The following is a 26,062-nucleotide window of genomic DNA, read 5'->3' on the forward strand; positions in this document are numbered from 1 at the left end:
CACCGGGTCTGCCCTTTTTTCATGTCTGTCACTCGGTGAGGGAGTCATTGTCGGGAGCGATAGCTCATGCAAATGCGCATCACATCGCCTTCGCCACCCCAGACGGCAGGTGCGTTTGGATCAAGCAATTGCTAATCTGATGAGGTTCATTGGCACCTGACCAAGCGACACGTGCAGATGCCCCACGGCGAAACACGACTCACTGATGAGGATGTTCCATGCTCAAGACCTTCCCCGCTGTCACGCGTTCCGCCCGCCTGCTGGCGCTGCTGTCTCTGCCGTTGGTTACCGGCATTCCGCTGATGGCCAGTGCAGATTCCGGCGCCGCGGCAGCGTCCGCTCCTGAAGCCTCGGCGAGCATGCAGGTGCCTGCCAAGGGCATCGAGTCCGTGACCAGTCGTGAGGATGTCGCCACCGTCCAGGCGCGTCTGGAGAAGGCGCTCGAGGCCAAGGGGCTGACGCTGTTCAGCGTCATCGAGCATGAGGCGGGTGCCGAGAAGGTGGGGATGGAGCTTCCTGCCACGCATACCGTCATCTTCGGCAACCCCAAGGTCGGTACCCTGTTGATGCAGTGCAATGGTTCGGCTGCGCTGGATCTCCCGCAGAAGATGCTGATCCGTGCCGTGGAAGGGGGCAGCGTGATCGAGTGGAATGATCCGCAGTATCTGGCCAATCGTCATGATCTGGATGACTGCAAGCTGCCGCTGGACAAGATCGGTGGGCTGCTCAAGGGCCTGGCGGCCGAGGCAGCGGGGCAATGAGACGTGAAGACGCCATGTTTCAGCGCTGATCCTCCCAGTCTGGACGACACTGACACGAGCACTGACATCAGACACTGACATCAGACACTGACATCCGTTTCTGACATTGCGCAGGACGAAAAAAGCCGGACTCCCTGAGGAGTCCGGCTTTTTCATGTGTCACCGCTCGCTTTTCTGCAAGCCGTCCTGCCGTGAGTTCTACAGGGCTTCGCCGTTGTGCTTGAGCCACTGTACCGCGCGGTCCGGGTAGTCCGTGAAGACGCCATCGACATCGGCGTCGACGAAGAACACGCGCAGCATGTCATCATAATCGCTGGCCCAGTCAGGGATGCGACCCTCATCAAGCCGGAAGGTATAGGGCATCACGATCAGGCCTGCCGCATGCGCTTCCTTGACCAGCGGCGTGACCTTGATGTCGTCCCGGGTCGAGCTGTCCTCGATCACCATCGGCTTCCACGGGCCGATGCCATCGGCATAGCCGGCAATCCGCTGCATGGCCCCATCCTGGTACATCCAGTCATAGCTGTAGGGCTCGAGCTTGCCATCCGAGCCCGGCTGGAAGGTCATGTCCCAGCTGGTCTCGCCCATCAGCTGCACCAGTCGCAGGTCCATGCCCAGCTCGGGCTGCAGCGTGTCGTGGATGCGTTCGAGTCCATTGGGATCAAAGACCTGCACGATGGCATTGTCGTCATGGTCCACATAGCCGTACTGCTTGAGCGTCTCGAGGACGGCTCTGGAGATTTCCTTGCCCTCGGACTGATGGAACCAGGGGGCCTTGATCTCGACATACAGGCCGACATCACGGCCCGTGGAGTGATTCAGGCCCTGAATCATCTCGATCTCCTCGCTCAGCGTATGCAGACCGAAGTGTGACTTGCCCAGCGGGAAGCGCTCGGGGTAATCCGTGACACGCTCGCCATCCTTGACGGTGAAGCCCTCGCTGAAGGCCAGCTTGCGCAGCTCATCCAGGGTGAAGTCGATGGCATAGTAGCGGCCATCCTCACGAGCGCGGTCCGGGAAGACATCGGCGACATTGGTCACGCGATCCAGAAAGCGATCATGCAGCACCACCAGCTGATCATCCTTGCTCATCACCACGTCCTGCTCAAGGAAGTCGGCACCCTGGGCATAGGCCATCGACTTGGCGGCCAGCGTGTGCTCGGGCAGGTAGCCCGAGGCACCACGGTGAGCCACGACGACCTTGTCGGTGCCATGGCCGGGGTCGATGCTGCGCAGCGTCGCGTCATCGGCGAGGGCAGTGGAGGCCGTGGTCACAAGCAATGCGCCCATCACGCCAAGACGCGTGAGTGAGCGGTGAGTCAGGAAATGAGGGGAGCCGGACATGTGGGATCACCTTGGATGTGGTTATTGTATGGACGTTCAACATCGAATCATTACCATAACAAACACTTATCCAAATGGCGATGAGCAATGGAAATGAATGATGATGCGCAGGAGCTGTCCGGCAGGGGCGGGTCGCTGGGGGGTCAGGCCGAGGGCGAGCGACGATTGAGCAGGCGGGCCAGCATGCCGCGTCCCGCCATCACGAAGAACACCGGGGCACCGGCGATCAGGTAGAAATAGAAGGTGACGGCGCGCCAGATGACGACGGCGGCAGCGGCGGTGGAAGCGCCGATGACAGGCCCCAGCAGTGCCGTGGACGAGAGTTCGGCACCGCCTGCACCACCGGGCAGCAGCGTCAGTTGCCCGGCGGCGAGCGAGAGCATCTGCACGATGAAGGTCCAGCTCCAGTCGATGTCGCGCCCAAGTCCCGCGACGGCCAGATAGAGGATGGAATAGCGCAAGAGCCAATGGGCGCAGCACAGCAGAAAGATCAGGCTCAACGTCAGGCGAGGCAGGGCGAGCGTCTCGATCAGTGCATGGCGGAAATGGATCAAGGCACGCGCCAGTCTGAGGCGCGAACGATGACGTACCTTGAGCCAGCGCAGCAGGCGGCCACTGGCCTTGATCAATCGTCGATGATGCTTGCCGAGCGCCGCCAGCAGGCCGAAGCCGATGATCAGCAGCAGCGCCGGCACGGCCAGCATCCAGCCCAGGCGTAGATCGATGGTATGCGACAGTGCGTAGAGCCCGATGCTGACGAGCGCCGAGAGAAAGAACAGCATGTCGGTCATCTGGTCGACGGCAAACACCGCCGAGGCGTGTGCCGGGCGTACCCCCTGACGTGCCAGCAGCCCCATCAGGGTGAGCGGGCCGCCACTGCCACCCGGCGTGGCGCTGATGGCGAACTCGGTGGCCATCACCATGCCCAGTGCACGCCGCTGTCCGAGGTGGCCGCCACGCCCGGCCAGCAGCAGGCGCAGGCGTCCAGCATTCAGGTTCCAGCACATCACGATCATGCCCAGCATCAGCGCGAAGGTCTCGAGGGGGAACTGGCGCAGCTGGCTCCCCAGCCCACTGCCGCCCAGCACCAGCGGCACGGCGATGACCAGCACCAGGCCGGCTCCCAGCATCCACAGGGCGCGATTCATGGTGGATTCTCGTGTTCAGGCGATGGGTGGAAGGGCATGGTGCCCAGGGCATGCTGCGGGAACTCAGGCAGCACTGTCGGCATTCCGTCGATCGGCGGTGAGCAGCCCCTTGTGTGTCAGCCAATCGATCTTGGTCATCGGCAGGTAGCCATCATCCAGCAACCGTGTGACAAGTCGTGCCCAGTAGTCTCGCGAGCCCGTGTGGCGCATGTCGACCGGATGCAGTCCGAGGCGCAGGACATCGGCGTCACGCTCACGCGCCATCTTGCGTTCCGTGACCCAGCGGGACATGGCGCGCCGCGGCGCGGAGCGCGCGCTCCACACCAGTCCCGGAGCATCGATGGGGGTGAAGTCCGGCAGGCGATAGAGGTGCTGAGGGTCGCTGGTGTATTGGAAGTCCAATGCCTGCAGGGCGCGCCGTGTGCCGTCACTCATCAACCAGGCCGGTGCCACGAAGCCCGACAGCGGCCAGCCGAGCCGCTTGAACAGGGCAGCGCCTTCCTGAAGACGCCGTCTGGCTTCGCTCTCATCGAGGGGGTAGAACTCGCCTTCCCAGGTCAGTACGCGGCGCATCACGTAATCACGTGGCGTGCGGGGCGGCGGCGCATCATCGCAATGATGAAAACCATGCAGCGCCAGCTCATCGCCCTGCTGTCTGCGGGCCTCCAGCAGGGCAATGAACTCGGGAGCACTCTCGAGAGGGTTGCGATGGTGGAAGTCCGGCACCACCAGCCAGGTGATCGGGCAGGGATGGCCAAGTCGCTCCTGACACAGCTCATCCATCTGATTGACGAAGTCGCGATAGTCCTGCCAGGTCTCGGGAGCGATGTCATGGAGGACCAGCAGAAAATGCTTTCTGGCGGCTGGAGACTCACCCATGTGTCACCTCTTCCAGTATCGGTTGCAGCTGAGTGCCGGTGACGGCGCGATAGTGATCGAGCAGTCCATCCACCACGCGGTCCCAGTCATGGTGCTTCTCCACATGACGACGCGCCTGGCGCCCCAGGGCCGCCGGGTCATTGGCGAAGATGTCCTGGACGGCACGCGCCATGGCATGCGGTGCATGGGGATCACACAGCTGGCCACAGCCCAGCGGAACATTTTCCGCCAGCGCACCGGCGCGAGCGGCCACCACTGGCGTGCCGCAGGCCATGGCTTCCAGCACGACCAGACCGAAGGTCTCCTGTGTGCCGGCATGCAACAGCACATCGACGGAGGCGACCAGTCTTGCCACCTCCGCGCTGCTGCAGAAATGGCCGGTGACACTGACATTGTCCGGCAGGTGGCGAGGCATCCCGGAGCCGATCAACAGCAGATGGTAATTCGGGCCAAGCAGACGGGCGACTTCCAGCAGCTCGTCAAGATTCTTCTCGCGTGAACCGCGGCCGGCGAAGGCCAGCAGTCGCACGTGATCCGCCAGGCCAAGTTCACGTCGCAGGTCCTGATCCCGGCAATCGGGGTGGAAGGTGTTCAGATCGACGCCCAGTGGCTGGATGTGGACATTGCGTACCCCGAGTCGATCCAGTCGCCTCGCCATCACGTCACTGGGTGCCAGCACGCGATCGAAATGGCGATAGAGGCGCTGCACATAGCGATCGACATTGGCCCCCGACCACTCGCCGAGACGGTTGGTGATCAGACGTGGCAGATCCGAGTGATAGAAGCCGATCACCGGGACATCCAGCTTGCGGCCTGCATCCAATGCCGCCCAGGCGGTGACGTAGGGGTCACCCGCCTCGATCACGTCCGGCTGCAGTGCCAGCAGGGTGCTGACCCAGCCTCCACGCCTCAGCGGGAAGCGGTAGCCATTGCCGAAGGGTATCGGGGGTGCCGGGACGTGATAGAGGTCATCGCTGACACTGGAGGACTCTCCGGGAACCAGCAGGCTGTGACGAATGCCTGGTCGGCTTCGTAGGCGTCGTCGCTTGGCTTCCAGATAGGTTCTCACGCCGCCGCTGGACGGCGCATGAAACATCGTCATGTCTGCAACGTGGAGCATCTATTTGATTCCGTTGTGTTTTCTGGCAGACAGCGCCGAAAGGTCAATTCTTGTGCCCAGTCTGAGTCTGCTATTGATCTGGGGGGGAGAGGGGTGGGCTTCAAGTAGGCTTTTGGGAACGCGGAAGTCATGTTGCGCAACTGGCTCTGCTTTCCGGTCGCTGGCTACCCCCTGCACTCAAGAGTGACACGCCAACCCTACGCCACGGATGGCGTGACCCATGTGACAGCGGCCGGAGGATTTTGTGCGATGCCAGCCGAGGAGGCGTCATGCTGGCCCAGCAGCGAATGCGCTCGCGGGCACAACATGGTTGCGGCGTTGGTGAGCCGCGGTGCAGACAGAACGTGATGCGGGGGGAGTGATTCAGGGGAGTGATGCGGGTAGGGGACTCAGGGGACTGATGCGGGAAGGATGTGATACTGGAAGAAAGTGATCAAGGGAGAGAGTGAAAAAGGGAGAGAGTGAAAAGGGAGAAGCGACGGGACACCTGGCCATGCCATGGCAAAAAAAATCCCACCCGGGCAGCCGGATGGGAAAGTTGCGTGCACTACAGGAATTCAGGGGGATACGCGGATGGATTCCCGAGGCCTTCTCAGACGCGGACTACGCCTGGGAATGCCTCAGGACTCATGAGAACGATTGAGCGGACAGGAAGGACATCGTCTGGCCCAGCTCTTGGGAGAAGGCGGCTTCGGGCTCGGCGGGACGTTGACTGGCGAGCAACACGAGGCTCAGCAGCATGCCGGCTGCGAGCAGCAGGCGATTGCGTGTCCGGCGGCGGTCCCGCTCCAGCAGCATGGCCACATGCTCCATCGCCTCCTGCTGGATCTCACGCTGTCGCTGTGGCGTGACCGCGTCACGCGAGTGGCCATCTGACGGCTGATCGGTAACACGTGCCAGGACCATGGCCGGCTGGCGCACGATGGCGGCGTGTTCTGCAGCATGACGCTGTGAGGCAGCAGGCGAGCGATGGAATTTCATGGGAGGTCCTCTCACGGAAAGTGGCAGCATGGACAGATGGCAATGACTGACTCGGTACTTGACTCAATCAACGTTGGCGCGAGGAGTGTGGATGCCTCGTGTCTCGATGAAATGAGTGTAACGTGATTTTCTGTTTCATAAAATTACAATTTATCACGATACGATCACGCTATGAATACGTTACGTTGCAGCAACGAAAACGCCCCGGGCGCAGAGCGCTCCGGGGCGTGGGGTACCGCCATCCTGTCAGACGGCGGTGAGCAGGTCGCGGCTTATTCGGCCGGACGACCCACCAGTGAACGACGTTCTTCACGGGCTTCGGTCAAGGAGACCTTGATGATGTCGCCCAGTGAGTAACGCAGCTCGTCTTCGATGCGCACACGGCCTTCCTTGTCATCGATCGCGACCTTCTTGCGATCAGTGTGGATCAGCGGTGCCGGAATGAAGACGCTGGCGCCATTCTCTTCCAGGCGCACACGCATGCCACCGCGGCGGATGTCGATGATCTCGCCAGTGAAGACCTGCTGCTCTTCGGCGGCCTTGGTCAGGTAACGCACGTAGAGCCAGTCCTTGACGTCGCGCTCAGCCATGCGGTTGAGACGACGACGTTCACTGAGGTGTTCGGTCAGCTGCTCGGTGGCTTCGGCCGGAGCATCCTGACCCAGAATCACGCGCTTGATCAGGCGATGGTTGACCATGTCGCCGTACTTGCGGATCGGGGAAGTCCAGGTGGCATAGGCCTCGAGACCCAGACCGAAATGCGGGCCCGGCTGGGCAGACATCACGGTGTAGCCCTGGAAGCGACGCATGCGCACGTCCAGCCAGGTATCCTCGCGGCTGTCCAGCTCCTGGCGCAGCAGGCGATAGCCTTCCAGGCTGCCCAGCTGTTCCGGCGTCGCGGTGATCTCCTGGGTGGCCAGGAATTCGATGGTGTCGTCGTACTTCTCCGGTGCAAAGCCCTGGTGCACGTTGAAGATGCCGTGACCGATGTGCTTGGAGAGCAGACGTGCGCAGCTCAGGTTCGCGGTGATCATGGATTCTTCGATCATGCGATTGCTGATGCGGCGATGGTCGGCACGCACGTTGAGCACGTTGCCTTCCTCATCCAGCTCGAATTCGAAGTCCGGACGCTCGCGGAAGATCTGGGAGTTGCGTGCACGCCAGGCGATACGCGCCTGAGTGAAGGCTTCCAGCTGACGCAGGCCTTCGGCCAGTTCCTCGGTTTCCGGCTTCCAGCTGCCTTCCTGGCCTTCGATCCAGTCAGAGACGTTGTCGTAGGTCAGGCGGTGATGCGAGCGCATGGTGGCCGCGAAGAACTTCGGCTCACCGATCACGCCGTCGGTGTCGATGTCGACGATGCACATCAGCGTCGGACGGTCTTCACCTTCCTTCAGCGAGCACAGGTCATCGGCCAGGATTTCCGGCAGCATGGTGACGTTCTGGCTCGGCAGGTAGACGGTGAAGGAGCGCGTGCGCGCCTCTTCGTCCACGCGGCTGCCTTCCGGCACATAGGCGGTCGGGTCAGCGATGGCGATGCTCAGGGTCCAGCCGCCTTCCGGGCGCTCGACGATGTGCAGGGCGTCATCCATGTCACGGGTCTTCTCACCATCGATGGTGAAGAAGGGTACGTGAGTCATGTCTTCGCGGGTCAGACCTTCCTCCAGCAGCGGCCAGTCGTTGCCGCCCTCCGGAGAGGCCTGTTCCAGCGCGTGACGCGCCAGGGTGACACGCCACGGCACGCGCGGGTTGTCCACCTCGGCGATGACTTCCTCGATCTGGGCGAAGAAGCTGCGGTCATCCTTGCGCATCGGGTGACGCAGCAGACGAGCCACGACCCAGTCGCCATCATTGAGGCTTTCCTCATTGATGCCGCGCTTCACGCGCGCTTTCATGCGCGTGTTGATGGACGGGTGATCCGGCATCACGTTGAGGCGACCGTCACGCTTGCCGACACGAGCGACGAAGCGGTCGACACCCGTCTCGATCAGCACTTCCGGCTGTACGGATTTCTTCTCGCCTTCGACCTTGACGGTCGCTTCGACGGTATCACCGTGCAGCACCTGCTTCATGGCGGGCGGCGGCACGAAATACGACTCGCCATCCTCGCACTCGAGGAAGCCGAAGCCCTTGTCGGTGCCTTTGATCACCCCCGTGACACGGGGAATTTCCTGGCGGATTTGATCTTTCAGCTGCGCCAGCAGCGAATTGTTCTGCAGCATTTCGGAAGTTCTGTTGGCGGGGTCAGTGGCTCACTATACGGACATGACGCATGGGGGGAAAGCGGCCAGAGACTCCGACGCCCGCACGGGCTACGTGCGGGCGTCGGCAGCTGGCCGAACGAGTGGCGATGACGCCGCCGGTGGCGGTGCGTCGCTTGCGCCAGATGCGGCTTCAGACCGTGGCAGCAGCGTCCTGCAGCAGGCTGGAGACCGATTGATCACCATCGAACAGCGTGAAGACCGGTGCCTTGCGATGGCGACCTCCGATCTCGCGCGCCTGCATCACGCCCAGCAGGAATTCCGCCACGTTGGCGCGTGAGACCTGCATCTCGTCGGACTTCTCCGCGTCCTGGGTCAGCTTGCCGTTGCCGGCTTCCTCGGTGAGGCGGCCCGGTTTGACGATGACGTGGCGCAGTCCGCTCTCGGCCAGGCAGAGATCCGCCGCCTTCTTGGCCGCGAAGTAGGGGCGCATGGCCGCCGGGCCTGCCAGCGGGGTCTCGGAGCGGATCGAGCTGACCTGGATCACCCGCGAGAGGCCGAATTCCGCGGCCAGTTCCGCAGTGCGCATGGCACCGTGCAGGTCGATGGTCAATGTCTTGTCAGGGCCGGTATGCGGGCCGGACCCCGCGACGAACACTGCCTGGTCACAGCCATAGAACGCCTGGCGCATCTCGCCTTCCAGGTCTCCCATGACGGTCGGAATGCCGCGTTCATGGAACCAGCCCTGCTGGTCCGTCGAGCGGATCATGGCGACGATGGGTTCGCCGGCGGCCTGGGCCTTCTCGCAGAGTTGACGACCGATCTTGCCATTGGCACCGATGATGAGCGTCTTGCGCATGTTGGCGACTCCTTGTTCGGGGGAACGAATGCAGCAGGCCGAGCCATCATCTCGAGAGAGCGATCCTCAAGCGATGACTCGGCGGGATACCGTCTTTCCTGCGGTCGGCCGGAGTGAACTTCAAGTGGTCCTGCCGTCGGGAGCCTGACAGGAGGTCAGGCCATGAGAGATGTGATGGGGGGAGTGGACAGAGCCGATCACACGCACGCGAGGCCGGCACTCGCAAGCCGCGCATGACTGATGTGAGCGCCGACACACCTACATGAGTCTTAGCTTATAAATACTGCGGTATTAAAGGCGCATGCCGGGGCTATGCCGTGACGTGCAGCCTGCTAGGATGGCGCTACAACACCCGAGAGCCCACGGCTCTCGGTCTCCACGACAGCATGAAAGACAAGGACGTCCGATGAGCGCCACGATGAATTCCGATGCCGCGCCCTCCCAGACACAAGGCAACGCCATTCGCGTCGGCCTGATCGGTTATGGCATGGCGGTACGTACCTTCCATGCGCCACTGATCGAGGCGACGCAAGGCCTGGCGCTGGTCGCGCTCTCGACCTCGCGTCCCGAGGTGGTCAAGGCCGAACGTCCCGAGCTCGAGGTGGAAGCCACTCCCGAGGCACTGCTGGCGCGTCAGGACATCGATCTCGTCATCATCGCCACGCCCAACGAGACCCACTACCCCCTGGCGAGTGCGGCGCTGGCGGCCGGCAAGCATGTGGTGGTCGACAAGCCCTTCACCGTCACGCTGGCCGAGGGTGAGGCGCTGGCCCGAGAGGCGGAGCAGGCAGAGCGGGTGCTGGCGGTGTTCCACAATCGTCGCTTCGATGCCGATTTTCTGACGCTGGTCGAGCTGATCGAGGGCGGTACCCTGGGCCGCATCGCCCACATGGAGTCCCATTTCGACCGCTTCCGCCCCAGCGTGCCGGACCGCTGGCGTGAGCAGGCCCTGCCCGGCAGCGGCCTGTGGTACGACCTCGGGCCACACCTGCTGGATCAGGCGCTGTGCCTGTTCGGCGAGCCTGCCAGCATCCAGCTGACACGTCGCACCCAGCGCGAGGGAGCCGTCACCGATGATTTCTTCCATGCCGTATTGAGCTATGCCTCACATGCCATCTATCCCTCGCTGGTGGTCGAGCTGCACGCCAGTGCCTTGGCGGCCGCACCGACGGCACGTTTCGCTGTCCACGGCACGCGCGGCAGTTACGTGACGTTCGGTCTCGATCCTCAGGAGGCATGTCTCAAGGCCGGCAGCTTCCCGGCCCGTGACGAGGCCGAGCGGCTCGCGCAGCAATGGGGGCGCGACCCGCGCCCGGGCATGCTCACGGTGCTGGAGACGGCAAGGGAGGCCGGCGATGGGGAGCAGGTGCTGGTCGCCGGTATCCACCAGGGCCGCGATGGCGACTACCCGGCCTGGTATGCGCGGCTGCGCGACTGCATCCGTTCCGGCAGTGCCAACCCGACGCCCGCCGACGAGGCGCTGCGCGTGATGAAGTGGCTGGAAGCGGGGATCGCCAGCGAAGGCTGAGGCTGTTGGCGGTGAGATGACTCACGAAAACGCGCGCCCCGATGACTCGGGGCGCGCGTTCTGCTTTCAAGAGAGTGACAAGGATCAGCCTGCGATGCGCTCAGGCGTTGGCGTCGTCCTCGCCCTTGTCGGCCTTGCGCATGCGCGAGAATAGCTCCGCGCGCAGCTCGCCGATGCGCGGTACCTCCTCGGCATGGAAGGGGATGGGGCGCAGCAGGCGCATGGCACGCAGGCCCAGGCGTGCGTTCATCAGGCCACTGCCCAGCCCCTGTCCGGCCTTGGTGGAGAGGCGGCCGGCCAGATTCATCGACAGCAGATCCATGCTGGCCTCGGCGGCCAGTTCACTGGCGCCGGCGAAGGCCATCGACGCCAGCACCTCCTTGAACAGGCGCAGACGGCTGGCGTAGCCCAGCTCCAGTCCGTAGAGGCGCGACAGGCGCTCCATCATGCGCAGTCCGCGCCAGGCCACCAGGCTCATGTCGACCCAGGTCAATGGCGAGACCGCCACCATCACCGCCGTCTCGCCGCTCATGCGCGAGATCAGGCGCCGCGCCTCACGGTCCCGCGGCCCCAGCACATGGAAGGCGAACAGCTCGCGGCGCTCCGACGGAGAGTGATGCGCTTCGCAGGCAGCGCGCCAGGCGCGCACGCCGGCATCATCATCGCCGAGCTTCATCTGACGGCGCAGCTGCTCAAGCAGGTCTTCCTGCTGGCTGTCGGCCTTGCCGCCTGCCTTGTTCGAGTCCTCGCCAGTCGTGAGCGGCGCATCACCGCGCTGGCCAAAGCCTCCGTGACCAAAGCCTCCTTGACCAAAGCTCTCCTGGCCAAAATCATCCTGCTGATGTTCTTCCAGCTCGGCACGCAGCGCGACGTGCTTGCGCAGATGACGCAGTCGGAAGAGCTCCTTGCCCAGCGCGCGGGCGCCGAGCCCGATGGCACCAAGCCCCAGCAGGCCCCAGGCCCCGGCGATCAGGTCACCGCCCATGGCCGCCTGATACAGCGCATGGCCGGCCTCGACACCACCGAGTGTCAGGGTGCCGAGCAGCAGCCATTTGAGGCCACGATGGCGTGGCCTGGCGCTCAGCGTTGCATCGAGTCCCGGTGTGGCGGGTGCTGGTTCGGCCGCGGCCAGTGGCTGGCTTTCCATCTCCGGCGAGAAGTGGCGCGCGCCGCGCAGAGCCTCTGCCGCGCTCTCGGTGGGGCGCTCGGCGTAAGCCGTCGAGGTGGCATCGGCCTGCGCCGAGCCGGCAGGATCGGGACTCGTGAAGCGTTTGCCCGGGCGCGGGTGGCGGGATTCGGTGGTCATTTCAGGTGGTCTCCCAGCAGCCAGTCGAGCACGGCGTCCATGCGAATGTGAGGTGGTGCCTTGCCGTCGACCTGCGGCGGCGCGAAGTGGGGGAAGTCGAAGCGGCTTTCGGCCCAGAAATTCGGGTCGGGCAACCGTGAGGGCACCTCGCCCGGGAACAGCAGCACGGACTCGCGGCCAGCACCCTGCGTGCCTGAGTCGCTCGACCCTTCGTGCTCGCCGAGCAGGTGTCCCGCCAGCGCCGGATGACGCTGACCGTTCTCGACCACCTCGCGCGCCTCGCTGGCGCGGATGGCGGCGATGGTGAAGGCCTTGAGCGGCACGTCGCGATAGCGCAGGCGTTTGAGCGGGCCCGCCAGCAGCTGCTCGAGCAGGTCGCGCATCGCGCCATGCTGCTCGGGGGTGACGTGGTCGGCCTTGGTGGCGGCGATGGCCAGGCGGTCGATGCGACGGTCCATCAGGCGCGCCAGCAGGTGACGGCGGCCATAGGCGAAGCTGTCGAACAGCTTGTCCAGCGCACGGCTCAGATCGCGGAACGGCGCCGGGCCGGCATTCAGCGCACCTAGCACGTCGATCAGCACGATCTGGCGGTCAAAGCGCCGGAAGTGGTCGTGATAGAAGGGACGTACCACGCGGCGGCGGTAGTGATCGAAGCGCCGCGCCAGGGTGCGGTACAGGCTGGTTTCCGGCAAGGCGGCCAAGGCGTCGGCTGTCCAGTCGCCGAGCCCCGGCAGCGGGAAGAACTGCAGCACCGGCGCTTCGTCCAGCTCGCCGGGCAGCAGGAAGCGGCCCGGTGTCAGGTCGACGAAGCCCCCCTTGCGGCGTGCGGCGTGCAGATAGTCGGTATACAGGCTCGCGATCTCGGCGAGGCGGTCTTCATCCACTTCGCTGTCCGGTGTCAGGCCCTCGATGGCCGCCATCCAGTCATGCGCCCAGTCGCCGCGCCCATCGGCCAGCTGCGTCTCGCATTCGCTGCTCCAGGCGGTGAAGTCCTGTTCCAGCATCGGCAGGTCCAGCAGCCATTCGCCGGGATAGTCGATCAGGTCCAGTGTCAGGGTGGCGCGCTGGCTGTCGAGCATGCGCGCGGCGCGTGAGGTGGGGCGAAAGCCGATCTTGAGACGCAGCTCGCTGATGCTGCGGGTCGGCGTCGGCCATTCGGGGCCATGGGGCGAATGCTGGCCGGAAAGCGAGCGCAAGCCGGCTTCCAGCGGAAAGCGCGGGATGGAAAGGTCCGGCTGACTGACACGCTCTGCCCCGAGCAGACGGCCATCGCGAGCGGCAGGCAACAGCTCCAGACGCGCGCCGAGTCCTGCGTGGCGCAGCTGCTCGATCAGCGAGACGAGAAAGGCCGTCTTGCCGGCACCGGACAGACCGGTGACGGCAAGACGCAGCTGACGATCGAGGCCGCGCTCCAGCAGGTCATGGGCTTCGCGGCCCACCTCGCGGGCAAGCTGGCGGGCGTTGCGGGTCATGGTGTTGAACATCAGGCATTCCCTGTCAGTGGGGGCGAGGCGGCGGCGCGACGTGATGGCGTCCTGGCAGCTGATGATGAGCTGGGTGATGGCCGGGACTTGTCAGTGTGCGCCGCACGGCTCGCCATCATCCCTCTATCTGCGGGCGATCGGCGCGCAAGGCAAGCTGACGCCACGCCAGAAGGGCGATGGGCAGCAGGCAGGCGGGGATCAGCAGCAGGTTGAGTAGCGCCCAGCCCAGCGTACTGACCAGAGGGCCGGCCAGCAGCGCCGTCACTGCCCCGGTGGTGAAGACGAGGAACTCGTTGGCGGCCTGGGTGCGGGCCTTCTCGTTGGGGCGATGACAGCGGGTCAGCAGTGTGGTGGCGGGCAGGAAGGTGAAGTTCCAGCCGATGCCGAGCAGGATGAGGCCGAGGAAGAAGCCCTGGGTGCCGGTCAGATAGCCGGCGGCCAGCAGCTGCGCGGTGCCAAGGCTCGCCAGCAGGAAGGCGCAGCCGGTGATGATCATGGTGCCGGTGCCGAAACGTGCGGTCAGGCGTCCGGTGAAGAAGGAGGGCAGGAACATCGCGACCACATGCCACTGGATGGTGGTGGCGACGTGATCGAAGCCGTGTCCGGCATGGGCCATGGCCAGTGGCGTGGCCGTCATCGCCAGGTTCATCACCCCATAGCCGACCATCGCGCTGAGCACGGCCAGCAGGAAGGTCGGTTGGCGCAGGATCACGCCCAACGGGCGCGCGGGTTCGGGTTCATCATCGCCGTCCGACTGGGCGCTGCCTTCGCTGGGCAGCCGAATGAAGGCCAACAGTAGCAACGCCACCAGATACAGCGCTCCCAGCCCGAGAAAGCTGCCCAGGAAGGGCGTGTCGGCCAGTGCATGACTGGTGCGGGCAAGCCAGGGGCCGAAGAAGGCTGCCAGCACGCCGCCACCCATTACCAGCCCGATGGCGCGCTCCCGCTGCTCCGGGGGCGCGGCTTCCATGGCGGCGAAGCGATACAGCTGGCCGAAGCCGATCCCGATGCCCACCAGCCAGGTGGAGAACAGGAACAGCCCGAAATGCTGCAGGTGCAGCGCCAGCACGGCCAGCCCCGCGCCTGCCAGCCCGCACAGATTGCCGAGCACGAAGCCGCGGCGTCGTCCGAGGCGTGCGGTGATCAGCGAGGCAGGGATGGTGGCGCACATCAGGCCCAGCCATTGGGTCGCGACCGGCGCGGTCGACCAGCTGCTCGAGGCAAGCTGGGCACCGATCAGCGGCGAGACCGCGATCAACAGGATGTTGCCGCTGACCAGCAAGGCCTGGCACAGCGACAACAGCGTGACGGCCAGCGGCAGGCGGGCCCGACCGGCAGTGGAGGATGAGGATGACATGATGACGCAGCTCCGACGGATTGCGGCGCCTGGTGCGCCTGTCCTGATTATGCCTGTGCTCCGCTCAGGCGTTCCAATCCTCCGTCAGGCATCGAGGAGTCCGGGGCGGAGCGCGTGATGACTTGCATGCCTACTCTCCCGCCCATTCCCGCAGGCTACCCTTGCGCACCCGACGGACAGCGTGTGACAGCTCGCCCTGCTCGGCAAGTCGCTGTATGACCGCAGGCAGCGCGGCGCGGACCTCATCGGCTGACATGCCGGGGGAAAGTTCCGGGGCATAGAGCATCTTGAGCAGCACGTAATCCAGCGGGCTCAGCCAGGTATCCACCGTGACGTCACTGAAGACGGAGGGGAAGACTTTATCCGAATCATTGGGCAGCCCCATCAGCTGGGCGCTTTCCTCGACGACGCAGTCCACCAGGCGTGCCTTCTGGCGGGCGTAGTCGACCGGAATCAGGATCAGCCCACTGGCGATGGCCTGGTCGGCCCCGGTCTTGAACAGTGTCAGGCATACGCCTTCACGCAGTGCCTTGCGCATGCCCGGGGTGGCGGCCTGCTGCTTGCCGACGTAGGCGGCGGCCTCGCGGGTCATGTGGTCTCGGGCGATGAAGGCGATGCGCAGGTTGGCCTCTCTGGCGGAGGACACGAAACTCAGCGGCTGGCCGGTGATGGCGGAGAGATGACGAAACTGGACCTGGCTCAATTGGCGTTGCAGGCGGGCGTCACCCAGCTGCGAATCGAGCCAGACCGTGATCGGCAACTGCCAGCGGGTGAGCGAGGCGCTGCTGCCGGGCTGGTATTCACGCTTGAGCGCCACCTCCAGAAAGCTGTCCGTCAGCACATCGGCGCGCTGCCAGCGCTCGGCGGCCTGGCTGACAGGCACCGACATCAGTGAGGCGAGCAGGGAGATCGACAGTGACAGCACCTTGAGGCGCGGACGACGGCTACGCAGGCGACAGCGGGACATGGGAGACCTCGGTGATGAGCGACTCGTCCAGCATGCCTGAAAGCGGTGCAGCAAATGCACAAATGCACGAATGCCCCGGCTGTCCGGGGAGACAGGGCGGGGCATTCGTGTCATGGCGGATGTGCTGCTCGCAGGGGCGAGTCAGCAAACGGCGCGGGTCAGATGAAGGCCAGATAGATGGCGATCACCAGCACGACCAGCAGCAGCGCACAGACCTTGGCACCTTTCCAGGGGGTCATGTCGATGGCGCCGACATCCTGCTGGATCCACGGCTCGTTGCGCGGTGCCAGCTTGCCGATGATCAGCATCATCGCGATCAGCAGCACGAACACCAGACCGACGAAGTGGAACTCGTGGATCACGTCGAGCACGCCGGAGAAGGCCGGCACGAAGTAGACCACCCCGATCACGCTGCAACCGATCAGCAGTGCCAGGTTGGCGGCGATGGTCGGCACGCGACGCGTCAGCAGCCCCATCAGCACCACGGCGAAGATCGGGATGAAGTAGATGGCATTCATCTTCTGCAGGTAACCGAACAGGCTCTCCTGACCGGCCAGCAGCGGCGCGAGGGTCATGGAAGCGATCGCAAGCACCCAGCCGAAGCCCTTGGAGACCTTGACCACTTCCTCGTCGCTGGCATCACGGCGCAGGTGCGCCTTGTAGATGCCGGTGGAGAACAGCGTGGTGGTGGCGTTCAGCGCCGAGTTGAAGGACGACAGGATCGCCCCGACCATCGCGGCGGCGAAGAAGCCGGTCAGCGGTGCGGGCAGCACGTCGAACACCAGCTGGCCGTAGGCGCTGTCGGCCTTGACGCCGGAAGAGGCGTAGAGGTGATAGGCGATGATGCCGGGAATCACCAGATACAGCGGGCCCAGCAGCTTGAGCGCGCCGGTCATCAGCACGCCTTTCTGGCCCTCGGCGAGGGTCTTGGCGGCGAAGGTGCGCTGGATGATCTGCTGATTGGTACACCAGTAGAAGAAGTTGATGATCATCACGCCGGTGAACAGGGTCGAGAAGGGCACCGACTGGTCTTCACTGCCCATGGAATTGAATTTCTCGGGATTGGCGGCGGTCAGCGTGTCCCAGCCAGCCATCACGCCCTGGCCGTCGCTCACGGCATCGAGACCGAACCAGACGATCAGCATGCCGCCGATCAACAGTCCTACGCCGTTCAGGGTGTCGGAGATGGCGATGGAGCGCATGCCACCGAACAGCGCATAGATGGCACCGATGATGCCGACCACCCAGATGGTCATCCACAGCAGCGCATTGGGCGAGCTGATACCGGTCAGCGAGGGCAGGTCCAGCATGCCCTGCAGGCCGATGGCACCGGAGTACAGGATGATCGGCAGCAGGATCACCGCATAGGCGAACAGGAAGATGAGGTTGGTGATCAGCTCGGTGCTGCGCCCGTAACGCAGCGCCAGCAGTTCCGGCAGGGTGGTGATGCCGCTCTTGAGGAAGCGTGGCAGGAAGAACAGCGCCATCACCACCATCGCCAGCACCGCCATGACCTCCCAGGCCATCACCGACAGACCATCGGTGAAGGCGGCGCCATTCAGACCGACCATCTGTTCGGTGGACAGGTTGGTCATCAGCAGCGAGCCCGCGATCAGCGGGAAGGTCAGACTGCGTCCGGCGAGAAAATAGCCGGTGGAATGCGAGGTGTCATCGCGATGTGTCCACCACCAGGTCAAGGCGGCGACCAGGCCGGTAAAGAACACGAAAGAAACAAGGGTAAGGGCGTGCATGGGAGGAGGGTTCCTTGATGCTGGCTGGCGCGACGTCTGGCTCACGGGCACTCGGTCCGCGCGGCGATTCGGCGATCAGTCCAGCAGTATCGATGCAATGCACACAGCGAGCTGTGTCATCGTCCGTGACGAGACTCACCGGTAACATTCGCGGCAAGTCTGGCGACAGTGTAGGTATCTCCCGAGTTCCTGCTATCCGCCATTTGTAGAACATACGTTGGTTTCGGGGCTTGGCTCGCCCCTGTCGGCGTGATGGCGGGCAGGGGAAACGTGTGCCAGGCCCGCCTTGTAAGGCCGCCTTGTGAGACCCGCCTTGTGAGCCCCGCCTTGTAAGACCCGTGACGCGAGGCCTGCCGCGCAACGCAAGCGCCCCGTCTCGGCGAGGAGAACGGGGCGCAGGCGGCCAGGGGGACACCGTCAGGTCATGCAGTGCTCAGCCGGCGAAGGTCAGATAGATGATCATCACCAGTATGAGAAGAATGATGCTGGCGATGCGCGTGCCGGCCCAGGGCGTCATGTCGATGGCACCGACATCCTGCTGGATCCAGGGCTCGGCACGCGGTGCCAGCTTGCCGATCACCAGCATCAGGGCGATCAACAGCACCAGCACGATGGCGATGAAGTGGAAGTTGTGCACCTTGTCGACCAGCTCGGAAAGCACCGGCACGAAGTAGAACAGGCCGATGACCGCACAGCCCAGCACCAGCGCCAGATTGGCGGCGATGGCCGGCACGCGCCTGGAGAGAAGTCCGACCACGATCACCGCCAGCAGCGGGATGTAGTAGATGGAGTTCACCTTCTGGATATAGACGAACAGGCTTTCCTGAGTCGCCAGCAGCGGCGCGATGGTCATCGCGGCGGCTGCCATGATCCAGCCCGCCCATTTGGACGCCTTGACCACCTCTTCATCGCTGGCATCCGGCTTGAGGCGTGCCTTGTAGACATCGAGACTGAACAGCGTGGCGGTGGAGTTGAGCGCCGAGTTGAAGGACGACAGGATCGCGCCGACCATCGCCGCGGCGAAGAAGCCGGTCAGCGGGGCAGGCAATACGTCGAAGACCAGGCGACCGTAGGCGGCGTCAGCCTTGATGCCATCACCGGCGTAGAGCTGGAAGGCGATGATGCCCGGCAGTACCAGGTACAGCGGGCCCAGCAGCTTGAGCGCGCCGGTCAGCAGCACCCCCTTCTGGCCTTCGGCCAATGTCTTGGCGGCGAAGGTACGCTGGATGATCTGCTGGTTGGTACACCAGTAGAACATGTTGAGCAGCAGCACCCCGGTGAACAGGGTCGAGACCGGCACTGACTGGTCATCACCGCCCAGCGAATTGAGCTTCTCCGGGTGGGTCTCCTTGAGTGTCTCCCACCCGGCGAGAATACCGTTGCCATCACTGATCCGATCCAGCCCGTAGTAGACGATGATCATGCCGCCGATCAGCAGCCCGATACCGTTCAGGGTGTCGGAGATGGCGATGGAGCGCAGACCGCCGAAGAGGGCATAGATGGCCCCTGCGATGCCGACGGCGATCACGGTACCGGTCAACAGCACCATCTGGGAATCGATGCCGGTCAGGGCGTGCAAATCCAGCACGCCCATCAGGCCGAGGGCGCCGGAATAGAGGATGCTGGGCAGCAGGATGATGGCGTAGGCCAGCATGAAGATCAGGTTGGCCAGCAGCTGGGTGGTGCGATCGAAACGCAGTGCCAGCAGCTCCGGCAGGGTAGTGATGCCGCTCTTGAGGAAGCGTGGCAGAAAGAACATGGCCATCGCGACCAGCGAGACCACGGCCACCACCTCCCAGGCCATCACGGAGAGGCCATCGGTGAAGGCGGCCCCGTTCAGGCCCACCATCTGCTCGGTGGAGAGATTGGTCATCAGCAGGGAGCCTGCGATGATCGGGAAGGTCAGACTGCGGCCGGCGAGAAAGTAGCCGGTGGAATGGCGATGGTCGTCACGACGGGTCAGCCACCAGGTGATCACGGCGACCAGCCCCGTGAAGAACACGAAGGAGCTCAGGGTGAGGGCATTCATGGCGTTATCCTTGTTGAACAACAGGGCTCGGAGGCCTGCCTGCTCAGTTGCCATCACCCGATTGGCCTGCCTCACCGTTGGCGCGCGGTACCTCGAGGCGGGCGGTCAGTGATCGACAACCAGCGTGCCGATCAGTGTCAGAGAAATGCGCCCACCTCTCCATTGACAATTTGTCTGACATTTTTTCCCAATTGTCTGAAGCGTGCAGACATAGCAGCGTGACCGGATGTCCTCTTCCGGCGCAGGGTCTTCTCGAGTGGCTCTGGGGAAGGCGGCACCCGACAGGCGGCCCAGACAGGCGAATGCCCCGTGCACTCGAGAATCCGCCCTCGGGATCCTGTCGTGCACGGGGCATTCGGGGTAGGGCGTGAACCGCGTGTGTCGCGGCAAGATCAGCCCATTCGCGACTCAGGCGTCAGCACCTTCTGATAGAGCGAGGCGCCGTGGATATCCTTGAGCGTGACGGTCAGTGCTTCGCTTTCGGGATCGAGATCCACCTGGCCGAAGAACTGGAAGCCCTCGCTGGGCGACATGTTGGCTCGTCCCTCAGGCGGTGCCTTCACGAATTCCAGTCTTGGCCCGAAGGTATTGTCCAGCTCGCCAGGGCCGTAGGTGCCGGCATGGATCGGCCCGCTGACGAATTCCCAGAACGGCGTGAACTCCTTGAAGACGGCGCGCTCGGGCGAGTAGTGGTGCGCGGCGGTGTAATGGACATCCGCCGTCAGCCACACCAGGTTCTGGATGTCGTGATCGCGCACGAACTTCAGCAGCTCCGCGACTTCCTGTTCGCGTCCCAGCGCCTCACCATCGCCATTGGCACCGTTCTCGAAATTGTCGCCGTCACGCACCAGCAGGCCGATGGGCATGTCGGAGGCGATGATCTTCCAGGTGGCGGTGCTGGCCTTGAGCGACTGCTTGAGCCATGCCAGCTGATCGCGCCCCAGGAAGTCGGTCTCGGGGCCACGCCCGGACTGGCGATTGGCGGAATTGGGGCCGCGGAAGCTGCGCATGTCGAGCATGAACATCTCGAGCCCCGGGCCGAAGCTGAAGTTGCGGTGGATGCGTTCCGGCGCGGCTGGACCGGTCCGCAGCGGCATGTTCTCGAGGAAGGCACGACGCGCATTGGCGGACAGCACGTCGAGATTCTTCTCGGTGTAGCGGTCATCCTCGAGAATCTCGCCCGGATACCAGTTGTTGGTGGTCTCGTGGTCATCCCACTGGGCGAACATCGGCACCTCGGCATTGAAGCGACGCAGGTTCTCATCCATCAGGTTGTAGGCGTACTGACCACGATACTCGTCCAGGGTCTCGGCGACCTTGGACTTGGCCGGTGTGACGATGTTGCGCCACAGGCTGCCATCGTGCTGAGTGACGCTCTCCTCGAGCGGGCCATCGGCGTAGATGGTGTCGCCGGAATGCAGGAAGAAGTCCGGCTTGACCTGGCGCATCGTCTCGTAGAGGCGCAGGCCACCGAAATCCGGGTTGATCCCCCAGCCCTGGCCGACGGTGTCACCGGACCACACGAAGCGCAGCGCGCGCGGTGTCTGAACGCCGGGCGGCAATACCAGACGCCCGGTGGTCGCCTCACTGATGGCGCGGTGGTCATCCAGTGCCGCATAGCGTACCCGGTAGAAGACTTCGCCGCTGGCGTTGGCGCGGGTGTTGATGCGGGTCAGATCCAGCTTGCTGGTCAGGCCGTCGGCCGGCAAGGCCACGGGGCCGCGCATCTGGAAGGCGCCACGCATCTCGATGTTGTCGGCCAGCTCGATCAGCATGCGGGCCGGCTTGTCGGTCTGACTCCACAGCATGGCGCGGCTGGCGGTCACGTCGCCGCTCATCACGCCAGAGGGCATGCTCGGGCGACGGCCCTCGGCCATCACGATGGCCGGGGCGCCCAGCAGGCCTGAGCTTGCCAGCAGGCCCACGCCGGCACCCTGAAGGCCTCGGCTCAGCAGGCGTCGGCGGTCCATTCGCGAAGGTGCGCCGGCGCGTGCGGCATGCGAGTCACCGGGGCTCGCGTTCGCGTCGTCCTGCGAGGTGGGCGAGGCAGGTGTCGTGCGCGAGGAGCGGGAAGGTAGCAGATCAGACAGACGGCGGGACATGAAGGGCTTCCTTGTTACGGTCTGGCATCAGGATGGCAGCGGCGGCAAAGGTGCCGCGGTGGCTGACAGGGCTCACGGGAGAGGCTACTTTCCATGCTCAAGATGACGATCAGGTGTCAGAACCATGATCGCCATGCAGTCCCGTGAACCGGCAGCGCGACGTCCGGCCGTCAGAGCCCCCTTGCGGTGTTGCGGTGTTGCTGTGTTGCGGATTCTCTTTGCCTTGTGGCCGCTCTCTCTCTTTCTCGCTCTCTTTCTCTGTTTACCTCTTCCCTTTGCGACTTGCTGTCACTTCATGCCACTCCCGGATCAGGACACCTTTCATGAGTCCCTCACGCCCCTCCAACCCGACACCTCCATCGTCCACCCCCGTGCCATCGGATGCCGACAGGCTGATCGCGGATAGCCATCCCCAGGCACGGTCGGTGCTCGAACATTGGTTCACTCGACTGACGCCCAAGGACTGGTTTCGCAAGAGCGAGGCCCTCGATGCTCAGCTGCGTGAACGGTTCGCGGAGCTGCTCGAGCAGGCACTGGTCTGTGAACTGTGGGAGTGGCGCACCACTCCCGGTGGTCGGCTGGCGGAAATCCTGGTGCTGGACCAGTTCGCGCGCAATATCCATCGCGATACCCCGCGTGCCTTCAGTGGCGACAGCCTGGCACTCGCGCTCTCCCAGCAGGCCGTGGCGCTGGGGGATCTCGAACGCCTCCCGCTGGCCTGGCAACCCTTCGTCATCATGCCGTGGATGCACAGCGAGTCGTTGCGTGTCCATGAACACGCTGAAGCGCTGTTTGCACGCCCAGGGCTCGAGGACACGCTGCGCTTCGAGCGACGGCATGCGGACATCGTGCGTAGATTCGGCCGTTACCCGCACCGCAACGCGATTCTCGGCCGTGTTTCCACGCCACAGGAGGAGGCATTTCTTCGCCAGCCCGGCTCCTCGTTCTGACAATCGGGAAATCTGACCCTTTTAATTTCGCGAGATCGTCTCCAAGACATGTTCATCGGGCGCACAGCGCCACTTCATCCGCAAGAAAGGAGACAGCAGATGGGTATCATTCTTGGATTGATCATCGGTGGTCTGGCTGGCTGGATCGCAGGCAACATCATGCGTGGCGGCAGCTTCGGCATTCTCGGCAACATCGTCGTCGGTGTGGTCGGTGGCCTGCTGGGCAGCGTCATCTTCAAGCTGCTGGGGCTGGCCTCCACCGGCATCATCGGCTCGCTGGTCGTCTCGATCGTGGGGGCGGTGGTATTGCTGTGGATCGTCTCGAAGGTCAAGTCCAAGGCCTGACGACGCGGCGCCGGCGAACATCGTCAGGCGTTCCACAGCAGTTCAGGTCGCAGGTGCATCAAGTCCCACGTGGGTGTCCTAAGGGATTCATTCGAGACACCCGCCGCATGGAAGTCGCCTGTCATCGGTTGCCCCTGACATCCAGACGGTCCTCGTGACCGTGGCAAGGCAGCCTGACAGGACATCGCAAGGCCGAATCAACTTCGACGCCATCCCGGATGGCGCGTTGCAGATCTAGCGAAAACAGGAGCGTTTGAGCATGGCGAGCAATGAGCACGATTCAGCATCCTCCCCCCAGTCAAATGCCGACAGCGCCAAGTGCCCGTACCACGAGGGCCAGAACCGCTCGGCAGACGCGGAGAACCCCTATACCCATCCCAATCGCAACGGGCCACATGACACCCAGCCCAATGCCGGGGATGGCAAGGCCAAGGACGAGGCGCTGGAGACCTATCGCGCGGATGCCGAGGGGCATGACCTGCGTACCAACCAGGGATTGCGCATCGCGGACAACCACAACTCGCTGAAGGCGGGGGAACGCGGTCCGACCCTGATGGAAGATTTCATCTTCCGCGAGAAGATGAACCACTTCGACAACGAGCGTATTCCGGAGCGTATCGTCCACGCGCGTGGCGCGGCCGCGCACGGGTATTTTCAGGCGTACGACAATGCCGCCAGGTACTCCAAGGCCGGCGTGTTCCGTGATCCGTCCAAGAAGACACCGGTGTTCGTGCGTTTCTCCACCGTACAGGGCTCGCGCGGCTCCAATGACACCGTCCGTGACGTGCGCGGCTTCGCGACCAAGTTCTATACCGATGAAGGCAACTGGGATCTGGTCGGCAACGACATCCCGGTGTTCTTCATCCAGGATGCCATGAAGTTTCCGGACTTCGTGCACGCGGTGAAACCGGAGCCGCACAACGAGATTCCCCAGGGGCAGTCGGCCCACGACACCTTCTGGGATTTCGTGTCGCTGATGCCGGAAACCACCCACACCGTGCTGTGGACCATGTCGGATCGTGCCTTCCCGCGCCATTACCGCAACATGGAAGGCTTCGGCGTGCATACCTTCCGTCTGATCGACCGTGAAGGCGTGTCGCGCTTCGTCAAGTTCCACTGGAAGCCGGTGGCGGGTACCTGCTCGCTGATCTGGGATGAAGCCCAGAAGCTGTGGGGACGTGACCCGGACTTCAATCGCCGCATGATGTGGGATGACATCAAGAACGGTGCGCCGCTGGAGTGGGAACTGGGCATCCAGGTGGTGGAAGAGAAGGATGAACACAGCTTCGATTTCGACATCCTCGACCCGACCAAGCTGATCCCCGAATCGCTGGTGCCGGTGGTGCCGATCGGCAAGATGGTGCTGGATCGCAATCCGGACAACTACTTCGCCGAGACCGAGCAGGTGGCCTTCAATCCGGCCAACATCGTGCCGGGTATCGACTTCTCCAATGACCCGCTGCTGCAGGGGCGTCTGTTCTCCTATCTGGATACCCAGATGCTGCGTCTTGGTGGACCGAACTTCCACGAGATCCCCATCAATCAGCCGGTGTGTCCGTTCCACAACAACCAGCGCGATGCCCAGCATCGTCAGACCATCAACACCGGGCAGGCGTCCTACGAGCCGAACTCCATCGATGGTGGCTGGCCCTCCGAGACGCCGCCTGCGGATGAACATGGCGGCTACGAGCCACATCATGAGCGCTTCGAGGCGCACAAGGTGCGTGCGCGCAGTGCCTCCTTCGGGGATCACTACTCCCAGGCCACCCTGTTCTGGAACAGCCAGACCGAGGTGGAGAAGGAGCACATCATCGCGGCCTACACCTTCGAGCTCTCCAAGGTCGAACGCCCGTGGATCCGAGAGCGGGTGATCACCGAGATCCTGCCCAACATCGATCTGGAGCTGGCGCGTCGTGTCGGTGAGAACCACGGTATCGAGGCGCCCACCACCCAGCCGGCGCCGAAAGGGGAGCTGGGCACCAGTCAGATCGAGAGCGACCCGGCGCTGAGCCTGATGGCGCGCATGCCCGACAGCATCGCGACCCGCAAGGTGGCGATTCTGGCGGCCGATGGCGTGACGATGGAAGATGTGCGCTCCATCCAGAAGCAGCTCAGCGATGAAGGCGCCGAAGGGCTGCTGATCGCGCCGAGCATGGCACCGATCAAGGCCAGCGATGGCAGCATGCTGGCGCCGGACGCGATGCTCAATGGTCTGCCGTCCGTGGCGGTGGATGGCGTGGTCGTGGCCGGTGGCGAGGGCAGCGTCAAGGCACTGGCCGCATCAGGGCTCGGCCTCTACTACGTGCAGGAGGCTTACAAGCACCTCAAGCCCATCGTGGCGATCAGTGAAGGCAAGGAATTGCTGGCCGCCGCGCGCGTGCCGGTCGAGGAGGGCGTCATCCTGGTGGATGATGTGCTCGCCGCTAGCCTGCCACTGCGTGATGCCCTGTTGGCTCACCGTGTGTGGTCGCGTGATGCGCGTGCCAATCAGATGCCAGCATGAGGCGCTGACGCCCCAAAAGGCATGATGTGAGCCACCAAGCCCCCTGACCTTTGAAGGTCAGGGGGCTTTTTCATGGTCATGATGCGGTCATTTGTGGGCGTGAAGATGGGGTGGCGGTGAAAGGTGTAAACAAGGTTGGTGATGCCGTTGGGTTGAGTGCCGTCCTGCGGTTCACGCCGCTGAGAGTGGCTGATAGGCTCGGTGATAGGGGCTGATTATCGAAGGCATGCTGGTAATTGATTATCGCTAGAAGCACCAGGTGCGTAAGGTAAGCAGGCATCAAGGGGCCACAAGCCAGCACATGCCGGGCAGGCATCGGCCCCGACCCGATTCGACAATGGGCTGCAGGCTTTCACATCAAGCAGCGCATGAAAATGTGACATCAGCAGCATCTGGCCTTGCCAGTCGAGTTTGATAGCGCTTTTTTCTACCTGACAGGAGAACGTCAAC

The 26,062-nt window shown here is 63.8% G+C and carries 19 protein-coding genes; 5 read left to right on the forward strand and 14 right to left on the reverse strand.

The annotated features are described in order from the left end of the window. The first annotated feature begins 218 nt into the window (after nucleotides 1-218). Complete coding sequence (locus HXS66_RS05585) at nucleotides 219-761, forward strand: DUF302 domain-containing protein (RefSeq protein WP_136939005.1); 543 nt, start codon at nucleotides 219-221, stop codon at nucleotides 759-761. A 198-nt stretch (nucleotides 762-959) separates the two neighbouring features. Here the strand turns inward: HXS66_RS05585 and glpQ are convergent, their stop codons facing one another. The 7 genes from glpQ to HXS66_RS05620 all read right to left on the reverse strand — a co-directional run bounded on the left by glpQ (nucleotide 960) and on the right by HXS66_RS05620 (nucleotide 9,290). Continuing rightward, nucleotides 960-2,105 carry a glycerophosphodiester phosphodiesterase gene (gene glpQ, locus HXS66_RS05590; RefSeq protein ID WP_205632712.1) on the reverse strand — a complete coding sequence of 382 codons (1,146 nt, stop codon included), beginning with the start codon at nucleotides 2,103-2,105 and terminating at the stop codon, nucleotides 960-962. Between the two features lie 143 nt (nucleotides 2,106-2,248). Further along, a complete protein-coding gene (locus HXS66_RS05595; RefSeq protein WP_176503037.1) occupies nucleotides 2,249-3,253 on the reverse strand; it encodes a lysylphosphatidylglycerol synthase transmembrane domain-containing protein in 1,005 nt (334 codons plus the stop codon). Nucleotides 3,254-3,316: 63 nt separating this feature from the next. Further along, nucleotides 3,317-4,132 (reverse strand): DUF2334 domain-containing protein, encoded by an 816-nt coding sequence (locus tag HXS66_RS05600; RefSeq protein WP_176503038.1) that lies wholly within the window; start codon nucleotides 4,130-4,132, stop codon nucleotides 3,317-3,319. Beyond that, a complete protein-coding gene (locus tag HXS66_RS05605; RefSeq protein ID WP_077379411.1) occupies nucleotides 4,125-5,234 on the reverse strand; it encodes a glycosyltransferase family 1 protein in 1,110 nt (369 codons plus the stop codon). The genes HXS66_RS05600 and HXS66_RS05605 overlap by 8 nt, the downstream gene beginning before the upstream one ends. Before the next feature lie 645 nt (nucleotides 5,235-5,879). After that, nucleotides 5,880-6,233: a hypothetical protein gene (locus HXS66_RS05610; protein WP_077379237.1), complete on the reverse strand. Its 354-nt coding sequence runs from the start codon at nucleotides 6,231-6,233 to the stop codon at nucleotides 5,880-5,882. 272 nt (nucleotides 6,234-6,505) lie between these two features. Continuing rightward, complete coding sequence (locus tag HXS66_RS05615; RefSeq protein ID WP_136939002.1) at nucleotides 6,506-8,452, reverse strand: exoribonuclease II; 1,947 nt, start codon at nucleotides 8,450-8,452, stop codon at nucleotides 6,506-6,508. Nucleotides 8,453-8,624: 172 nt separating this feature from the next. Next, the gene (locus tag HXS66_RS05620; protein ID WP_077379241.1) at nucleotides 8,625-9,290 is read right to left on the reverse strand and encodes an NAD(P)H-binding protein; all 666 of its coding nucleotides are present in this window, start codon (nucleotides 9,288-9,290) and stop codon (nucleotides 8,625-8,627) included. 406 nt (nucleotides 9,291-9,696) lie between these two features. On the opposite strand from HXS66_RS05620, the gene HXS66_RS05625 reads away from it, so the two are divergent. Continuing rightward, entirely contained in the window at nucleotides 9,697-10,818 is a 1,122-nt protein-coding gene (locus HXS66_RS05625) for an oxidoreductase (RefSeq protein ID WP_240499595.1), read from the forward strand. A gap of 100 nt (nucleotides 10,819-10,918) precedes the next feature. Here the strand turns inward: HXS66_RS05625 and HXS66_RS05630 are convergent, their stop codons facing one another. The 7 genes from HXS66_RS05630 to HXS66_RS05660 all read right to left on the reverse strand — a co-directional run bounded on the left by HXS66_RS05630 (nucleotide 10,919) and on the right by HXS66_RS05660 (nucleotide 21,814). Continuing rightward, nucleotides 10,919-12,124, reverse strand: a complete 1,206-nt coding sequence (locus HXS66_RS05630) for a TIGR01620 family protein (protein ID WP_176503039.1) — start codon at nucleotides 12,122-12,124, stop codon at nucleotides 10,919-10,921. After that, nucleotides 12,121-13,608, reverse strand: a complete 1,488-nt coding sequence (locus tag HXS66_RS05635) for a YcjX family protein (protein ID WP_255303112.1) — start codon at nucleotides 13,606-13,608, stop codon at nucleotides 12,121-12,123. The genes HXS66_RS05630 and HXS66_RS05635 overlap by 4 nt, the downstream gene beginning before the upstream one ends. Before the next feature lie 115 nt (nucleotides 13,609-13,723). Beyond that, nucleotides 13,724-14,929 (reverse strand): MFS transporter, encoded by a 1,206-nt coding sequence (locus HXS66_RS05640; protein ID WP_077379419.1) that lies wholly within the window; start codon nucleotides 14,927-14,929, stop codon nucleotides 13,724-13,726. A 166-nt stretch (nucleotides 14,930-15,095) separates the two neighbouring features. Then, a complete protein-coding gene (locus tag HXS66_RS05645) occupies nucleotides 15,096-15,932 on the reverse strand; it encodes a DUF2927 domain-containing protein (RefSeq protein ID WP_176503040.1) in 837 nt (278 codons plus the stop codon). Between the two features lie 158 nt (nucleotides 15,933-16,090). Then, nucleotides 16,091-17,683: a solute:sodium symporter family transporter gene (locus HXS66_RS05650; RefSeq protein ID WP_176503041.1), complete on the reverse strand. Its 1,593-nt coding sequence runs from the start codon at nucleotides 17,681-17,683 to the stop codon at nucleotides 16,091-16,093. Between the two features lie 433 nt (nucleotides 17,684-18,116). Further along, complete coding sequence (locus HXS66_RS05655; RefSeq protein WP_176503042.1) at nucleotides 18,117-19,712, reverse strand: solute:sodium symporter family transporter; 1,596 nt, start codon at nucleotides 19,710-19,712, stop codon at nucleotides 18,117-18,119. Nucleotides 19,713-20,104: 392 nt separating this feature from the next. Beyond that, nucleotides 20,105-21,814: an alkaline phosphatase gene (locus HXS66_RS05660; protein WP_255303113.1), complete on the reverse strand. Its 1,710-nt coding sequence runs from the start codon at nucleotides 21,812-21,814 to the stop codon at nucleotides 20,105-20,107. Nucleotides 21,815-22,137: 323 nt separating this feature from the next. On the opposite strand from HXS66_RS05660, the gene HXS66_RS05665 reads away from it, so the two are divergent. From HXS66_RS05665 to katE, 3 genes are all read left to right on the forward strand, one after another. Beyond that, nucleotides 22,138-22,764: a DUF924 family protein gene (locus tag HXS66_RS05665; RefSeq protein ID WP_176503043.1), complete on the forward strand. Its 627-nt coding sequence runs from the start codon at nucleotides 22,138-22,140 to the stop codon at nucleotides 22,762-22,764. 99 nt (nucleotides 22,765-22,863) lie between these two features. Beyond that, nucleotides 22,864-23,109, forward strand: coding sequence for a GlsB/YeaQ/YmgE family stress response membrane protein (locus HXS66_RS05670; protein WP_084209300.1), 246 nt, complete (start codon nucleotides 22,864-22,866; stop codon nucleotides 23,107-23,109). 259 nt (nucleotides 23,110-23,368) lie between these two features. Next, nucleotides 23,369-25,612, forward strand: a complete 2,244-nt coding sequence (gene katE, locus HXS66_RS05675) for a catalase HPII (RefSeq protein ID WP_176503044.1) — start codon at nucleotides 23,369-23,371, stop codon at nucleotides 25,610-25,612. The last annotated feature ends 450 nt before the right edge of the window (nucleotides 25,613-26,062 follow it).

The organism is Cobetia sp. 5-11-6-3 (assembly GCF_013374055.1).
GTDB lineage: Bacteria > Pseudomonadota > Gammaproteobacteria > Pseudomonadales > Halomonadaceae > Cobetia > Cobetia marina.

Coding starts and splice junctions, on each gene's coding strand:
- HXS66_RS05670 (WP_084209300.1), top strand. CDS start 22,864: ATGGGTATCATTCTTGGATTGATCATCGGTGGTCTGGCTGGCTGGATC.
- HXS66_RS05655 (WP_176503042.1), bottom strand. CDS start 19,712: ATGAATGCCCTCACCCTGAGCTCCTTCGTGTTCTTCACGGGGCTGGTC.
- HXS66_RS05650 (WP_176503041.1), bottom strand. CDS start 17,683: ATGCACGCCCTTACCCTTGTTTCTTTCGTGTTCTTTACCGGCCTGGTC.
- HXS66_RS05665 (WP_176503043.1), top strand. CDS start 22,138: ATGAGTCCCTCACGCCCCTCCAACCCGACACCTCCATCGTCCACCCCC.
- HXS66_RS05645 (WP_176503040.1), bottom strand. CDS start 15,932: ATGTCCCGCTGTCGCCTGCGTAGCCGTCGTCCGCGCCTCAAGGTGCTG.
- HXS66_RS05620 (WP_077379241.1), bottom strand. CDS start 9,290: ATGCGCAAGACGCTCATCATCGGTGCCAATGGCAAGATCGGTCGTCAA.
- HXS66_RS05585 (WP_136939005.1), top strand. CDS start 219: ATGCTCAAGACCTTCCCCGCTGTCACGCGTTCCGCCCGCCTGCTGGCG.
- HXS66_RS05660 (WP_255303113.1), bottom strand. CDS start 21,814: ATGTCCCGCCGTCTGTCTGATCTGCTACCTTCCCGCTCCTCGCGCACG.
- HXS66_RS05615 (WP_136939002.1), bottom strand. CDS start 8,452: ATGCTGCAGAACAATTCGCTGCTGGCGCAGCTGAAAGATCAAATCCGC.
- HXS66_RS05605 (WP_077379411.1), bottom strand. CDS start 5,234: ATGACGATGTTTCATGCGCCGTCCAGCGGCGGCGTGAGAACCTATCTG.
- HXS66_RS05635 (WP_255303112.1), bottom strand. CDS start 13,608: ATGTTCAACACCATGACCCGCAACGCCCGCCAGCTTGCCCGCGAGGTG.
- HXS66_RS05610 (WP_077379237.1), bottom strand. CDS start 6,233: ATGAAATTCCATCGCTCGCCTGCTGCCTCACAGCGTCATGCTGCAGAA.
- HXS66_RS05625 (WP_240499595.1), top strand. CDS start 9,697: ATGAGCGCCACGATGAATTCCGATGCCGCGCCCTCCCAGACACAAGGC.
- HXS66_RS05600 (WP_176503038.1), bottom strand. CDS start 4,132: ATGGGTGAGTCTCCAGCCGCCAGAAAGCATTTTCTGCTGGTCCTCCAT.
- HXS66_RS05595 (WP_176503037.1), bottom strand. CDS start 3,253: ATGAATCGCGCCCTGTGGATGCTGGGAGCCGGCCTGGTGCTGGTCATC.
- glpQ (WP_205632712.1), bottom strand. CDS start 2,105: ATGTCCGGCTCCCCTCATTTCCTGACTCACCGCTCACTCACGCGTCTT.
- HXS66_RS05630 (WP_176503039.1), bottom strand. CDS start 12,124: ATGACCACCGAATCCCGCCACCCGCGCCCGGGCAAACGCTTCACGAGT.
- katE (WP_176503044.1), top strand. CDS start 23,369: ATGGCGAGCAATGAGCACGATTCAGCATCCTCCCCCCAGTCAAATGCC.